Source organism: Bacillus sp. MT(2024) (genome assembly GCF_036362845.1).
Classification (GTDB): domain Bacteria; phylum Bacillota; class Bacilli; order Bacillales; family Bacillaceae; genus Bacillus; species Bacillus velezensis.
In genome coordinates this window covers 2896752-2911619 of the sequence record NZ_CP143632.1, presented here as the reverse complement: position 1 = coordinate 2911619, position 14868 = coordinate 2896752, and the positions used below count along the sequence as shown (strand labels likewise).

Here is a 14868-nt window from a genome sequence, read left to right as displayed (position 1 = left end):
TGGAATTAGTATAACATATATCTGAAAATAGTCTATACTATTTGCGGTTTTTTGTTTGTGTTTTTCCATTGCTTCCCGAAATAAAGGCGCGCAATCGCTTTAATTCATATTGACACTTTCCGCCCTTTTACGATAAGATATTTCATTGAGCGGATACTCTTATCCCGAGCTGGCGGAGGGACAGGCCCGATGAAGCCCAGCAACCGGTTTCTCTGTAAAAAAGCAGGTGAAAACACTGTGGGAAACCAAGGTGCTAACCTGATGCAAGGTTTAATATTTTCCTTGAGCGATAAGAGTGAAAGGCACACAGACCAAACCCTTTCCTCGAGTGGAAAAGGTTTTTTTATTTCATAAAATATGCCAATTAACATTCTCTGATATAGTATGACATTGTATTAAGAGGGAGCGAGTTCCGTATCATATGAGAAGGTCTTGCAAAAGATCTTTTTTCAGGAGGAAAAGTGAATGAGTAAAAACCGTCGACTATTTACATCTGAATCTGTTACTGAGGGTCATCCGGACAAAATCTGTGACCAAATTTCTGACAGTATCTTAGATGAGATTTTAAAAAATGACCCGAACGCGCGCGTGGCCTGCGAAACATCTGTAACGACAGGACTTGTGCTGGTAAGCGGAGAGATTACTACATCAACATACGTTGACATTCCGAAAACAGTCCGTGAAACGATTAAAGAAATCGGCTACACACGCGCTAAATACGGATTTGATGCGGAGACTTGCGCTGTTTTAACATCAATTGATGAACAGTCTGCGGATATCGCAATGGGTGTCGATCAGGCTCTTGAAGCGCGTGAAGGCACAATGAGCGATGCTGAAATCGAAGCAATCGGAGCGGGAGACCAAGGCCTGATGTTCGGTTATGCGTGTAACGAAACGAAAGAGCTTATGCCGCTTCCGATCTCTTTGGCGCATAAATTAGCCCGCCGTTTGAGCGAAGTCCGCAAAGAAGACATTCTTCCGTACCTTCGCCCTGACGGCAAAACGCAAGTTACCGTTGAATATGATGAAAACAACAAGCCGGTCCGCATCGACGCGATCGTCATTTCAACTCAGCACCACCCGGAAATTACGCTTGAGCAGATTCAGCGCAATCTGAAAGAGCATGTCATTAACCCTGTTGTGCCTGAGGAACTGATCGATGAAGAAACAAAATACTTCATCAACCCTACGGGACGTTTCGTAATCGGCGGACCTCAAGGTGATGCGGGTCTTACCGGCCGTAAAATCATCGTTGACACATACGGCGGATATGCACGTCACGGCGGCGGCGCATTCTCCGGTAAGGATGCGACGAAGGTAGACCGTTCTGCGGCATACGCTGCGAGATACGTAGCGAAAAACATCGTGGCAGCAGGTCTTGCTGATTCTTGTGAAGTGCAGCTTGCATACGCGATCGGCGTGGCACAGCCTGTTTCTATTTCCATCAATACATTTGATACAGGAAAAGCTTCTGAAGAAAAACTGATCGAAGTCGTACGGAATAACTTCGACCTGAGACCTGCCGGCATTATTAAAATGCTTGATCTGCGCCGCCCGATCTATAAGCAGACAGCTGCTTACGGCCACTTCGGACGTCATGATGTGGATCTTCCTTGGGAGCGTACTGACAAGGCGGATGCGCTTCGCAAAGAAGCACTAGGAGAATAATTTTATAGCCGCTTACTTAAGCGGCTTTCCCTTTTTGTAGATGCTGCCATGCTTATTTTTTACATAGCGTGAAACCAATGGCGTAACAAAGCGTCTATAAAAAGGGGGTCCAATTAGAAAATTACACTTATGGAGGCTATACTATGTGTGGATTTGTCGGTGTTTTTAATAAGCATCCATTAACTCAAACCGCAGATCAAGAAGAGCTAATCAAACAAATGAACCAAATGATCGTTCACCGCGGTCCTGACAGCGATGGGTATTATCATGATGAGCACGTCGGATTCGGCTTCAGACGGCTCAGTATTATTGACGTAGAAAACGGCGGACAGCCTTTATCATATGAAGACGAAAAATATTGGATCATTTTTAACGGCGAAATCTATAACTACATTGAATTGAGAGAAGAGCTTGAAGCGAAAGGCTACACTTTCAATACAGATTCCGATACCGAAGTGCTCCTTGCGACATACCGTCATTATAAAGAAGAAGCCGCTTCAAAGCTTCGCGGAATGTTTGCGTTTTTAATCTGGAACAAAGCTGACCGCGTCATGTACGGCGCGAGAGACCCGTTCGGAATTAAACCGCTGTATTACACAACCATCGGGGACAAAGTATATTTTGCATCTGAAAGAAAGAGTTTAATGGCCGCTCAAAACGGTATTGATCTTGATACAGCTTCTTTACAGCAATATATGTCTTTCCAATTCGTTCCTGAACCGAGCACGCTTGACGCTGAAGTGAAAAAAGTCGAGCCGGGCAGCCAGTTTACGATCCGCCCGGAAGGCGACATCGCGTTTAAAACATATTTCAAAGCGAACTTCAAGCCTGTTCAGTCTGATGAAGATAAATTGGTGAAAGAAGTCAGAGACGCAATCTTTGACTCTGTCAAAGTTCACATGAGAAGTGACGTTCCTGTCGGTTCGTTTCTATCCGGCGGTATCGACTCTTCTTTTATCGTCTCAGTTGCGAAAGAATTTCACCCGAGCCTTAAAACATTTTCCGTCGGTTTTGAGCAGCAGGGCTTCAGTGAAGTTGACGTAGCGAAGGAAACGGCTGCCGCGCTCGGGATTGAAAATATAAGCAAAGTCATTTCTCCTGAGGAGTATATGAATGAGCTTCCGAAAATCGTCTGGCACTTTGATGACCCGCTTGCAGATCCGGCGGCGATTCCTTTGTACTTTGTCGCGAAAGAAGCGAAAAAGCATGTAACGGTTGCATTATCCGGGGAAGGCGCGGACGAGCTGTTCGGCGGGTACAATATTTACCGCGAACCGCTTTCGCTTAAACCGTTTGAACGCATTCCGTCCGGTCTGAAAAAAATGCTTCTTCATGTGGCGTCCGTCATGCCTGAAGGAATGAGAGGGAAAAGCCTCTTAGTCCGCGGCTGCACACCGCTTGAGGAGCGCTATATCGGTAATGCGAAGATTTTTGAAGAGCCCGTGAAAAAACAGCTGCTCAAACATTACAATCCAGAGCTTTCATACCGTGATGTCACGAAGCCGTACTTTACGGAAAGCCGTTCATACAGCGACATTAATAAAATGCAGTATGTTGACATCCATACGTGGATGCGCGGCGACATCCTGTTAAAGGCTGACAAAATGACGATGGCCAACTCATTGGAACTGCGCGTGCCGTTCCTTGATAAAGTCGTGTTTGACGTGGCCTCTAAAATTCCGGATGAACTGAAAACGAAAAACGGCACGACGAAATACCTTCTGCGCAAAGCTGCTGAAGGGGTAGTGCCTGATCATGTGCTTAACCGCAAAAAACTCGGCTTCCCTGTGCCGATCCGCCACTGGCTGAAAAATGAAATGAACGAATGGGTTCGCAACATCATTCGTGAAAGTGAAACAGATGCTTATATTGAAAAGGATTATGTCCTTCAGCTTCTGGAAGATCATTGTGCCGACAGAGCGGACAACAGCCGCAAAATCTGGACCGTGCTGATCTTCATGATCTGGCACAGCATCAATGTCGAAAAAAGACTGGTGCCGGAAGAGCTGAATCATCAGCCGAAAGAAGTCATTTTCGTTTAATCCAAAAGGCTTTCGAGTTATCGAAAGCCTTTTTTCTATTGTTTTTTGTAAACCGTCTATTCCGCTCTGTTTTCGACAAAGTATTACGCAATATTCAGAAAAAGGTTATAATAGGACTAATCGGGTAGATTCCGGAAAGAGTTTTCTGGCTATTTCGTCTCGGTTTGTTGTTTCTTTGTCAAAATCAGGGGGAGGGAGAGTTATGCAAAACAAAGAAAAAACGCTTCACCGCGGCTTGGAAGAGCGGCATATCTCGCTTATGTCGTTGGGCGCCGCGATTGGAGTCGGGCTGTTTCTCGGGTCTGCTTCTGCCATAAAGCTTGCCGGGCCGGGGATTTTAGCCGCTTACGCCTGCAGCGGACTGATTATGTTTTTTATTATGCGGGCATTGGGGGAAATGGCGATTCAAAAGCCTGTAGCCGGCTCATTCAGCCGGTATGCCAGAGATTATCTCGGTCCGCTTGCCGGGTTTTTAACGGGCTGGAATTATTGGTTTTTATGGGTTGTTACCTGCATGGCGGAAATCACCGCGGTCGGCATTTATATGGGCTACTGGTTCCCTGACGTGCCGTCATGGATCTGGGCGCTTTGTGCACTCGTCATTATGACGGCTGTCAACTTTCTGGCGGTCAAAGCGTACGGTGAGCTTGAATTCTGGTTTGCGCTCATTAAAGTCTTGGCGATTCTGTCAATGATCGCGATCGGTCTGGTGATGATCGTATTCGGTCTCGGAAACGGAGGCGTTGCGCTCGGAATCAGCAATTTATGGAGCCACGGCGGCTTTTTCCCGAATGGGATTAAAGGGGTGCTGCTGTCGCTTCAGATGGTCATGTTTGCCTATCTCGGGATTGAGCTGATCGGTGTCACAGCCGGTGAGGTCAAAAATCCGGAAAAATCACTGGCGCGGGCCATAGATACTGTTTTTTGGCGCATTCTCATTTTTTACGTCGGAGCTTTGTTTGTCATTATGTCAATTTATCCGTGGCAGGAAATTGGTTCAGGCGGGAGCCCGTTTGTTTTGACATTTGAAAAAATCGGAATACCAGCTGCAGCCGGAATCATTAATTTTGTCGTATTGACGGCGGCTCTTTCTTCCTGCAACAGCGGGATCTTCAGCACGGGGCGTATGCTGTTCAATCTGGCGGAACAAAATGAAGCGCCTAAAGCATACGGTACGGTCACAAAAGGCGGTGTGCCGGGAAAAGCGGTATTGGTTTCAGCGGGTGCGTTATGCATCGGCGTTTTGCTGAACTACGTGGTGCCGGCGAAAGTGTTTACGTGGGTGACGAGCATTGCGACGTTCGGAGCAATTTGGACATGGTCGATTATTTTGCTTTCCCAAATGAAATACCGTAAAAGCTTACAGCCGGAACAACGGAAAAAACTCAAATATAAAATGCCTTTATACCCCTTTTCCTCATATATCTCGCTGGCATTTCTGGCTTTTGTCGTTGTGCTGATGGCTTTTGATGCAGAGACCAGGGTGGCCGTCATCATCGGTCCTGTCTGGTTCGGCATATTATTAGCCGCCTATTACGGGAAAGGTTTCCATAAAAGAAAAGACATAGATCTGGAAAACGGACAGACATTCGCCGAAAAAGCGTAAAAAAAGAGCCCGGGACATGGGCTCTTTTTTTCATAGGATCGGGCCGGCGGGGGAAGAATAAAACAAATTCCTGAACATTTTGCTTCTGTTTCCTGACAATCGGGAGAATGCAAATGGTTTTTACTTAAATAATATTTTGAAAAATGGTACAGTAGTAAAACAAAGCTGATCTATTTTTATTTCTCTTGCATTGTTTTATAGTATCGGCCTTTTTCAACATATTCCGTTCTGATTCTTTCCATGTCCCGTATGTCTTCTTCTGTCAGCCGGCGGATAACCTTTGCGGGCCGGCCGAACGCAAGACAGCCGGGAGGAATGGTTTTGCCCGGAGGAACGAGACTTCCGGCGCCGATAAACGCGCCTTCTCCGATTTCCGCCCCGTCAAGAATGACGGAGCCCATACCGATTAAAGCATTCTTTCTGATGATTGCGCTGTGCAGTGTAACCTGATGGCCGATCGTGACGTCATCTTCAATAAGAAGCGGGCGGTTCGGGCTTTGATGCAGACAGCTCAAGTCTTGTATGCTGACTCTTTTTCCGATCCTTGTCGGCGCAACATCCCCCCGGATGACTGCCGAGAACCAAATGCTCGATTGTTCTCCGATCACGACGTCGCCCGTTATGACGGCGTTATCCGCAATGAACGCTTCAGGATGTATGTCAGGCGTAAATTGTTTATAAGGGTAGATTATCATGTCTCATCCTTCTTTCTCTAAATTTATGTAAGAGGTGAACTGCATGTGGACTTGGAAAGCAGACAGGCCCGTCGGTACCATTGTCATTATCCACGGGGCAAGCGAATACCACGGGCGTTATAAATGGCTCGTTGAAATGTGGAGATCTTCCGGATATAACGTGGTGATGGGCGATTTGCCCGGTCAGGGAACGTCGACCCGCGCCAGAGGGCATATTCGCTCTTTCCAAGAATACATTGATGAAGTAGATATATGGATTGATAAAGCGAGAACGCTTGAAGCGCCCGTTTTCCTTTTAGGCCACAGCATGGGCGGACTGATTGCGATAGAATGGTTTAAGCAGCAGAGAAATCCCCGCATTACGGCACTCATTTTATCATCACCTTGTCTGGGTCTGCAAATAAAAGTCAATAAAGTCCTTGATTTTGCGTCTAAAGGACTGAACGTCCTCGCTCCGTCCCTCAGAGTGGATTCCGGCTTATCACCTGATATGGCAACGAGGAATGCGGATATGATTGAAGCGGATCAAAACGATTCTTTATATGTCACGAAGGTATCCGTAAGATGGTACAGAGAGCTTTTAAAAACCATTGATGCCGCTATGGTGCCGACTGATGCGTTTTTAAAGGTGCCGCTTTTGCTTATGCAGGGCGGTGATGACAAAATCGTCGATAAAATGAAGGTCCGCAAATGGTTTTCCGGTGTGGCTTCCCATAATAAATCGTATCGGGAATGGGAAGGGCTTTATCATGAAATTTTTAATGAACCGGAAAGAGAAACTGTGTTTAAGGCGGCAAAAGCCTTTACAGATCAGTATATTTGAATTCGCTGGGGGTGCATATGTTGACAGTACCGGAACATCCTTTTAACCTTATGGCAAAAGTGTATCGGGAAATTTTTCCGCTCGTTCATCAGGAATTGAACATGTGGCGGGAAAAATCAGATTCCATTAAAAATACCGAACTGCGGCAGCAGGCGGCCGCAAGTATCCGCGATAAATCGTTTCATTGTGAAGGCGGCGGCATTTTAGCCTTGCTTTCGGGAGAACAAAAACAGAAATGCGTGCAATTTATCATCGCGTATCAGACAATCAGTGATTATCTGGACAATCTGTGCGACCGCAGCACCTCGCTTGATCCGGAGGACTTCCGCATGCTTCATCTTTCCATGCGTGACGCGCTGACGGTCGGTGCCGAGGTGCGGCCGTACTATCAGTACAGAGAGGAGCGGGATGACGGCGGTTATCTTCATGAGCTGGTCAGAACATGCCAGCGGGTGCTCGGGTCAATAGAACATTACGGTATCATTAAACCTTATTTGCTTGAGCTGTGTGATTATTATTGCGATCTTCAGGTTCATAAGCATGTCGTTGAGCATGAACGCGTTCCGAGGCTTAAAGCCTGGTTTGAGCAGTACCGGTCACAGCTTCCGGAAATGGAGTGGTTTGAGTTCTCGGCCTGCGCCGGATCGACGTTAGGCATTTTCTGTCTCGTTGCTTACTCATTCCAGCCTGATTTTAACGAACATACCGCTGAGAAAATCCGCAGCAGTTATTTTCCGTACATACAAGGGCTGCACATACTGCTCGATTATTTAATTGACCAGGAAGAAGATCTGCTTGAAGGCGATCTGAATTTCTGTACGTATTATCAGTCTCATGAAGAAATGATGCAGAGACTGCAGCATTTTATTGAAAAAGCGGATGAACATTTGCAAGGCATTCCGCATGAAAATTTTCACCGGCTGATCAACAGGGGGCTGCTCGGTGTCTATTTATCCGATGACAAAGTCGCCGGCCAAAAAGAAATGGGCCGCCTCGCGCGAAAGCTGATCAGGGCAAGCGGAAAAACGTCATTTTTCTTTTATATCAACGGAAGAGCCTACCGCAAATTTCAGAAGATGGCTTGGACGAAAAGTTCGTAATGGGGAACTGCGCCTCTCGTGTACATCATGACGGCGCAGTTTTTTATTTATGACGTGAAGAATGAAACATTGTTTGCGCCTGCAGAATATGATACTTTAATTTTATGAAAAAATTAAAGTATTTAGCGGTCATAGCATTACTTTCCATTTCCGGAGGCTGCTCCGTCATCCATGCTTCCGCCGGCTATCATCCTGTCTTGATAGCGCACAGGGGCTCTTCTGCGATTGAGCCGGAACATACCGCTTTGTCTTATGCACGTGCGATTAAAGACAAAGCAGATTATATTGAGATAGACTTACGGGAGACAAAGGACGGCCGTCTGATTGCGATTCACGATAAAACGGTAGATCGGACAACAGATGGTAAAGGGATGACAGATGATCTGTCTTTGGCTCAGATTAAGAAACTGAATGCGGGAAAAGGAGAAAAGATTTTAACATTAGAAGAAATCATACAGAAATTCGGACAAACTGCCAATTACTATATTGAGACAAGAGAAAGCAACGGCAGCCTGGTGATGGAAAAGAAACTGATTGACATATTACAAAAACATAAGCTGATTTCCAGCCATAAAGCAGTCATTGAGTCTTTTAGCGGGAAGAGCTTAAAGAAAGTTCGTTCTATGAATAAAAAAGTTCCTCTTGTTCGATTATTAAAAGATCACGAGGCTGAGGAGATAAATGATAAGCAGCTGCAAACCATCAGAACGTATGCTGATACAGTCGGGATCAACGCCAAATTGGCAAATGAAGCAGTCGTGAAGCGCATTCATCACAATAAGATGAAAGTGCACGTGTTTTTTGATAAGGAAGACGAGCATACGCTGACGCCTATTATGCTGAAACAAAAAGCAGATGGTGTCTTTACGAACAATCCCGCTTATACACGCAGCGTGCTGCAAAACAGTAAATAAAAAGAGACATGCGCATTTTACGCTGTCTCTTTTTTTAACGGTTTCTTTTTTGCCGCAAGGTGCATTGCGAATTTGCCGATCAGCCCGATGACAAAAAATGCAGCAAACCACCAGTAATAGGTTTTCGCGAACTCAAATCCTAAATGTCTTGATAAAATGATGACAAACATCACATAGGGAACACTTGAAAATATGATGCGAAGAATATTCAAACTGCCGCTCCTCCCAGACGTTACACTTAAAAGGTGAACTTTTTTCCATTATTTCATAGTAATTGATTTTTCTTGAAAAGTAAACACAAAAAGAATCGGCCCGCTTATGACAGGCCGATTCTTTATTTGCCGGCAGATTTCTTTTCAATCGCTATAATAAACGGCGGGTCGTTTTGCTGGTTGAGAAAGCCGTAGCTCAGCACGCGGGCTTTTTCCTGATCAAGATTGCTGCAGTATTCCAGTAATGCACTTTTTTCTGTCTTGCCTTCAGGATGCCCGTGGTACACAACGAGAACGATCAGCCCGTTCTCCTTCAGCAGTTCAAGGAGCTGTTCGATCGCGGAAATGGTTGAGCGGCCGTTTGTCGTAATGCTTTTATCGCCGCCTGGCAGATAGCCGAGATTAAAGACGGCGCAAGCCACACGACCGTGCGCATCTTCAGGCAGCGATGCCTTTATTTGATCATGGCTTTTATGGTGAAGCGTGACGCGCGGGCCGAAGTCGGCACCGAGCCGCTCCTTCGTTTTAGCGAGTGCGTCCGCTTGAATATCAAAGGCATGGACATGTCCTGTCTCACCGACAAGGCCGGCCAGAAAATATGTATCATGTCCGTTGCCCATCGTCGCGTCAACCGTGATATCACCTTCCTGTGCGGCGGACTTCAGCAATTCTTTACTGAAAGGGAGGATGTGCATCAAGGTCATAGGGCGGTCTCCTCCCCGATCTTTCTGAAGAGCTTTCCTTGATAGCTTCCCCGTGTTTCCAGCTCTTTTTGAATGGCGCCCAGTACTTCCCACTTATTGACGCTCCACATCGGCCCGACCATTAATTCGATCGGCCCGTCTCCCGTAATGCGGTGAACGATCATTTCCGGGGGAATGATTTCGAGCTGATCACATACAAGACTTACATATTCTTCTTGAGAAAGGAACTCCAGCTTTCCTTTTTCATATTGCTTCACCATCGGTGTGCCTTTTAATAAGTGAAGCAGGTGAATTTTAATGCCTTGCACATCCAAATCAGCGACGGCTTTGGCCGTCTCCATCATCATGTCCCTGTTTTCAAGCGGAAGCCCGTTAATGATATGGGAACAAACGCGGATGCCGTGTTTTCTCAGTTTATTGACACCCTCAACATAGCAGTCAAAATCATGGGCGCGGTTGATCAGAAGGGCGGTCCGCTCATGCACGGTCTGCAGCCCGAGTTCAACCCACAAATAGGTCCGCTCATTCAGTTCTGCCAAATATTCCACGACATCGTCCGGCAGGCAGTCCGGACGGGTCGCGATAGACATGCCGACAACGCCGTCAAGCCCGAGGACGGATTCAAATTTTTCACGCAGCTCCTCTACAGGGGCATGCGTATTCGTGAACGCCTGGAAATATGCGATATACTTGCCGTCTTTCCACTTTTCGTGCATGCGGTTTTTGATATCGTGAAATTGCGTGAGTAAGTCATCGGCCCGATTGCCGGCAAAGTCACCGGATCCCGCCGCGCTGCAGAATGTGCAGCCGCCGTGTGCAACCGTGCCGTCCCGATTCGGGCAGTCAAAACCGCCGTCAAGTGCGACTTTAAACACTTTATGCCCGAAATGCTCCCGCAGATGATAATTTAATGTATGGTACCGTTTTTCCGTATTTGAATAAGGAAAAGGGTTATTCTCGTTCAATGTTCAAAAAGCCTCCCTCACATCAGATGCATCCTAAAATTGTAGCATGAATGATGGGGGTTCACAATCTGAAAACAGGATGCGGCTTTCTTTTGTTTATTATGACTCCAGGCAGGATTCTCATTCTTTTAGCTTAAACACGGAAAATTTGGTTCTCTTTCCTGCAACCTTCGGGTGTTATTATTTTGGGTCCGCTCAAACTAAGATTGATTTCCCATTCACTGAGGAGGGGTTTCGTTGGCAACAAGACAATCAGTAGATGAACATCTCCAAAGAAGCGAACAGGCGTATGAATTTGCGAATGAGCAATTTATGACCGCTTCAAAACAAGAGCATTATAATGATAATGAATACAGTGAAGCGCAAATGATGCTTGAAAACGCGGTGAATGAATTAAACAAGCTGTCATTATCTGCGAATGATCAGCAAAGAGAGCAGCTTTACAGAATGAGATTGCAGCTGCAGACTTTGCAAAACAATATGATTTTGCAGCGTAATTTTGATTACTGACCGCGCCGTTTCAAATGGTTCAGCAAACCTGCCGGAATCCCGGCGGGTTTTTTTGTATTTCTTTTAAAAAAGAATTGACAATAGGCCTGAGTGTGTTTATTGTATTACGTGTACTACTTGATGTAATACACATAAAACACTCAAAAAATGAAATCGACATATAAATGTTAAGCATAGGGAAGGGGAACTTTCATGAAAAACAAAAGATCCGTAAAACAAGATGTGCCTCTTATTATCGCCGCCTCGGTTTTGGCCAGCAGTCTGTTTGTCGTTCTTGTCGTCATCGGTTTTCAATGGCAGAACATTTAAAGAAAGAGAGCAGCTCGTAAAAGAAAGAAGGGAAGTAAATGATTCAAATCGATCCGAGAAGCTCAACTCCGATTTATGAGCAGATCATACAGCAATTGAAAGAGCTTTGTTTAAAAGGGATCATGAAGCCGGGGGATAAACTTCCTTCTGTCAGGGAATTGGCAACGATTATTATCGCCAATCCGAACACAGTCAGCAAAGCGTACAAGGAGCTCGAACGCGATGGTGTCATTGAAACGCTGAGGGGAAGAGGAACGTATATATCGGAGAATGCAAAAACGACATTGGTTGAAGGGAAGATGACGATGATAAAAGAGCAATTGAAACAGCTCATCATCGATGCCCATTACGCGGGAGTTGAGCTGGAGAAGCTGCAGGAATGGATAAAGGAAATCAGCGCTGATGTGAAAGGAGGCAAGGATCATGATTGAATTGCGGAATCTCTCAAAAACGATAGACGGTAAAGAAGTGCTCAAAGATATTTCGCTCACCATCGGAAAAGGGGAAATTTTCGGGCTGCTCGGGCGAAACGGATCAGGGAAAACAACACTGCTCCGGCTCATTCAGCAGATTCTGCTTCCGGATCAAGGGACGGTTTTATTTAATCAGGTGGAAATAAAGCGTCATCCGAAAGTCAAACAGAATATCATTTATATGCCTGTTGAAAATCCTTTTTATGACAAGTATACATATAAACAGCTTGTTGCGATTGTAAGCAGAATCTATCCGAATTTTGATGTGACTTACGCCAATGAGCTGATGAACAGGTACGGCATTCCGGAAACGAAGAAATATCGTGAATTATCCACAGGCCTGAAAAAACAGCTTGCGCTCGTCCTTGCCTTTGCTTCACGCCCGGCTCTTATCCTTTTGGATGAACCGACGGACGGAATTGACGCCGTAACGCGTCATGACGTGCTTCAGCTTATGGTGGATGAAGTAGCTGAACGGGAAACGAGCATTCTGATTACCTCACACCGTTTAGAAGATATTGAGCGAATGTGCAACCGGATCGGGTTTTTGGAAGGAAATCAGCTGACGAATGTGATGGACTTGGATGATATGAAGGAAGAGTACATGAAAATCCAAATGGCATTTGAAGAGGACGTCGCCTTGAAGATCAGAGAACAAAATATACCGATTCTCGACCATGCCGGTGTGTTTTATACGGTGCTGATTCAAAAGAACGATGAGAAGAAAAAGAACTTTCTGCAAGAGCTGCAGCCGAAAGTATGGAACGAACTTCCTGTGAACTTAGAAGAAGTCTTCATCGCGAAGTTTGGAGGGAACCGGAGATGGTAGACAGGGGATTGCTGTACAGGGAATGGGTGCAGAATCGAACTGTTCTTGTGATGGTCGGCATTTTTTTAGCGGCGGTCAATCCATTTGAAGTGTTAAATACCTATCTGGTTTATCAAGGCTGTCTGGACACCCACGGAGCATATTGTAAGTTTTATGTGAATTCTTTGGATAGCGGAATGCTGAACTTAAACTGGGCGCCCGCTGTGATTTTGGCGGTTTGCTTATTCGGACTGGAGCGTACGAAAGGAACGATTGATGCGCTTTTCAGTCTGCCTTATTCCCGCGCTCAGGTGTTTAACACTAAATTTTGGCTCGGGGCGGCGGTCATTACCGGCGCTCAGGTGATCGGCTACGGGCTGGCTGAGCTGCTCATTCTTCTGTTAAAGCCTGAGCGCGTATATTTCTTCCACCATTACAGCGTCGGAGAGATTATTGTGAGTGTTTTGGCTTTTACATTGGTCGCGAGCGCAGGCTGCTTAACGGGGAATACGTTCGCCCAGCTGTTAACGGCGTTTGCCGTGTCGATATCACCATACCTGATCATTACGTTGCCGCTGTCCAATGTAGAAGTCATCTTCGGAGCCGGCATGTATGAGCTGATGCCGTCAGTGGATGCTTATATCAAAGTATACAATCTTTTTCAATATTTGAATCCGATCATGTACATGGATACAGATTGGGTATCTGCCAGCAAGTATATATTAATCATTCCGGCAGTGATGAGCATTGTATTTTATGCCATCGGGTACTTTTGCTATGTCAGGCAGCCGGTGGAACGGAACGGCCATTTTTTTCTCTGGAGACAGCTTGACCGGCCCATTCAGGTTGTGGTGATCATCATCGCCGTTCTCGGTTTTGGCCTGGCGGGGTACTCGACGGGACAGACGATGACAGGGTATGTGGCCGGGATGCTGGTCGGAGGAGCGGTCGGATTTTTGGTCAGTTATTTTGCCATATATAAAAAAACGAAGCATGTGTAAGAAAGGAGGACCGGAATGATACCGCAGGGATTGTTGTACACAGAATGGAAGAAAAATCAGTGGTTGTTTATATGCAGCGGCATTCTTTTAATGGCGGCAAACCCTTTTTTGGTTTATAACAACTACTCAACATATCAAGAATGTTTGAATAACCAGGCTCTTCAAGATTGTGAATTCGTTGTCAATTATACGAATGGGTCGCTTCTTTCCTTCAGCTGGATTGTGAGTGTCATCATTGCCGTCTTCTTATTAGGCTTGGAACGGACAAAGGGAACGATGGATGCTTTGTTAAGCATGCCTTACAGCAGAGGCCAAATCTTTCAGACTAAATTCTGGCTCGGCGGGGCAGTCATTGTTGTTCCTCAGGCGATAGGCTATGGAGCGGCGTCATTGCTGATATCTTTGCTGAAACCGAGCCATACGTACGATTTTGATCATTTTTCAATCGGAATGATTGTCATCAGTTTTATGGCTTACGCCTTGTTAATGGCATCCGGAGCAATAACGGGACATATATTCGCCCAGCTGTTAACGGCGTTTACCGTAACGATTCTGCCTTTTTTACTCATCGGTCTGCCGGCCGCGAATTTGGAGGTCGTTTTCGGTGTTAGTGTGGGAGATCAATTTTCTTTTATCAGCAGTTATATCGAATCCCGTCTTTTTATATTTGTAACCCCTATTGGATATGTGTTTAACGAGTGGATCAGAGAAAGGGATTTGGTTTTAATCATTCCGATGGTGATGAGTCTTGTCTTTTATCTGATCGGTTACGTCAGCTTTCTGAAACATCCGAATGAACGGAACGGCAGATTCTTTCTATGGAGAAAATTGGACCGTCCGGTGCAGATTTTGGTGATTGCGTTTGCCGTTATGGGTTTCGGTGTTTTCGGATATGGGGTCACAGACACGATGTTCGGCTATTTAGCCGGCATTATCTTCGGCGCGGTTATCGGGTTTTTCATCAGTTATTTTACGGTTTACAGGAAGTCAAAGCATATGTAGATCCGTTTGAAAATGAGCAGTTTGGAGGAAGGCAAG

General features: G+C 45.7%; 15 protein-coding genes and 1 riboswitch. Of the genes, 11 read left to right on the top strand and 4 right to left on the bottom strand.

Translation table 11 applies throughout. From position 1 onward, the window contains the following. Window positions 1–156: 156 nt before the first annotated feature. Window positions 157–296: riboswitch (SAM riboswitch) on the top strand. A 169-nt stretch (window positions 297–465) separates the two neighbouring features. The 3 genes from metK to alaP all read left to right on the top strand — a co-directional run bounded on the left by metK (window position 466) and on the right by alaP (window position 5316). Next, window positions 466–1668 carry a methionine adenosyltransferase gene (metK, locus tag VP472_RS14250; protein WP_003152253.1) on the top strand — a complete coding sequence of 401 codons (1203 nt, stop codon included), beginning with the start codon at window positions 466–468 and terminating at the stop codon, window positions 1666–1668. A 143-nt stretch (window positions 1669–1811) separates the two neighbouring features. Next, window positions 1812–3710, top strand: a complete 1899-nt coding sequence (gene asnB, locus VP472_RS14245; RefSeq protein ID WP_003152255.1) for an asparagine synthase (glutamine-hydrolyzing) — start codon at window positions 1812–1814, stop codon at window positions 3708–3710. Between the two features lie 202 nt (window positions 3711–3912). After that, entirely contained in the window at window positions 3913–5316 is a 1404-nt protein-coding gene (gene alaP / locus VP472_RS14240) for an alanine permease AlaP (RefSeq protein WP_014418695.1), read from the top strand. 176 nt (window positions 5317–5492) lie between these two features. On the opposite strand, the gene VP472_RS14235 is transcribed toward alaP, so the two are convergent. Next, entirely contained in the window at window positions 5493–6008 is a 516-nt protein-coding gene (locus tag VP472_RS14235; RefSeq protein ID WP_025853382.1) for a gamma carbonic anhydrase, read from the bottom strand. Window positions 6009–6054: 46 nt separating this feature from the next. Between VP472_RS14235 and VP472_RS14230 the strand changes: the two genes are divergently transcribed. The 3 genes from VP472_RS14230 (at window position 6055) to VP472_RS14220 (ending at window position 8848) form a co-directional block, all read left to right on the top strand. Next, window positions 6055–6834 (top strand): alpha/beta hydrolase, encoded by a 780-nt coding sequence (locus VP472_RS14230; protein ID WP_003152261.1) that lies wholly within the window; start codon window positions 6055–6057, stop codon window positions 6832–6834. A 20-nt stretch (window positions 6835–6854) separates the two neighbouring features. Further along, window positions 6855–7934 (top strand): tetraprenyl-beta-curcumene synthase family protein, encoded by a 1080-nt coding sequence (locus tag VP472_RS14225; protein WP_003152263.1) that lies wholly within the window; start codon window positions 6855–6857, stop codon window positions 7932–7934. A gap of 104 nt (window positions 7935–8038) precedes the next feature. Further along, window positions 8039–8848: a glycerophosphodiester phosphodiesterase family protein gene (locus VP472_RS14220; RefSeq protein ID WP_102422713.1), complete on the top strand. Its 810-nt coding sequence runs from the start codon at window positions 8039–8041 to the stop codon at window positions 8846–8848. A 17-nt stretch (window positions 8849–8865) separates the two neighbouring features. On the opposite strand, the gene VP472_RS14215 is transcribed toward VP472_RS14220, so the two are convergent. From VP472_RS14215 to VP472_RS14205, 3 genes are all read right to left on the bottom strand, one after another. After that, entirely contained in the window at window positions 8866–9060 is a 195-nt protein-coding gene (locus VP472_RS14215; RefSeq protein WP_003152265.1) for a hypothetical protein, read from the bottom strand. Window positions 9061–9182: 122 nt separating this feature from the next. Then, a complete protein-coding gene (locus VP472_RS14210) occupies window positions 9183–9764 on the bottom strand; it encodes a tRNA 5-(aminomethyl)-2-thiouridylate-methyltransferase MnmM (protein WP_014305624.1) in 582 nt (193 codons plus the stop codon). Then, the gene (locus VP472_RS14205) at window positions 9761–10729 is read right to left on the bottom strand and encodes a tRNA modification radical SAM protein MnmL/YtqA (RefSeq protein WP_015418049.1); all 969 of its coding nucleotides are present in this window, start codon (window positions 10727–10729) and stop codon (window positions 9761–9763) included. The genes VP472_RS14210 and VP472_RS14205 overlap by 4 nt, the downstream gene beginning before the upstream one ends. 237 nt (window positions 10730–10966) lie before the next feature. Here VP472_RS14205 and VP472_RS14200 point away from each other — a divergent pair, with 237 nt between their 5' ends. From VP472_RS14200 to VP472_RS14175, 5 genes are all read left to right on the top strand, one after another. Further along, on the top strand, window positions 10967–11239 hold the full coding sequence (locus tag VP472_RS14200; protein ID WP_003152272.1) for a YtzC family protein: 273 nt from the start codon (window positions 10967–10969) through the stop codon (window positions 11237–11239). A 347-nt stretch (window positions 11240–11586) separates the two neighbouring features. Further along, a complete protein-coding gene (gene ytrA, locus VP472_RS14190) occupies window positions 11587–11979 on the top strand; it encodes a GntR family transcriptional regulator YtrA (protein ID WP_003152275.1) in 393 nt (130 codons plus the stop codon). Then, window positions 11972–12850 (top strand): ABC transporter ATP-binding protein, encoded by an 879-nt coding sequence (locus VP472_RS14185; protein WP_003152276.1) that lies wholly within the window; start codon window positions 11972–11974, stop codon window positions 12848–12850. The genes ytrA and VP472_RS14185 overlap by 8 nt, the downstream gene beginning before the upstream one ends. After that, window positions 12844–13830: an ABC transporter permease subunit gene (locus VP472_RS14180; RefSeq protein WP_146277381.1), complete on the top strand. Its 987-nt coding sequence runs from the start codon at window positions 12844–12846 to the stop codon at window positions 13828–13830. Before VP472_RS14185 ends, VP472_RS14180 begins: the two co-directional genes overlap by 7 nt. Window positions 13831–13845: 15 nt before the next feature. Continuing rightward, window positions 13846–14832, top strand: a complete 987-nt coding sequence (locus VP472_RS14175; protein ID WP_153986681.1) for an ABC transporter permease — start codon at window positions 13846–13848, stop codon at window positions 14830–14832. Window positions 14833–14868: the final 36 nt, after the last annotated feature.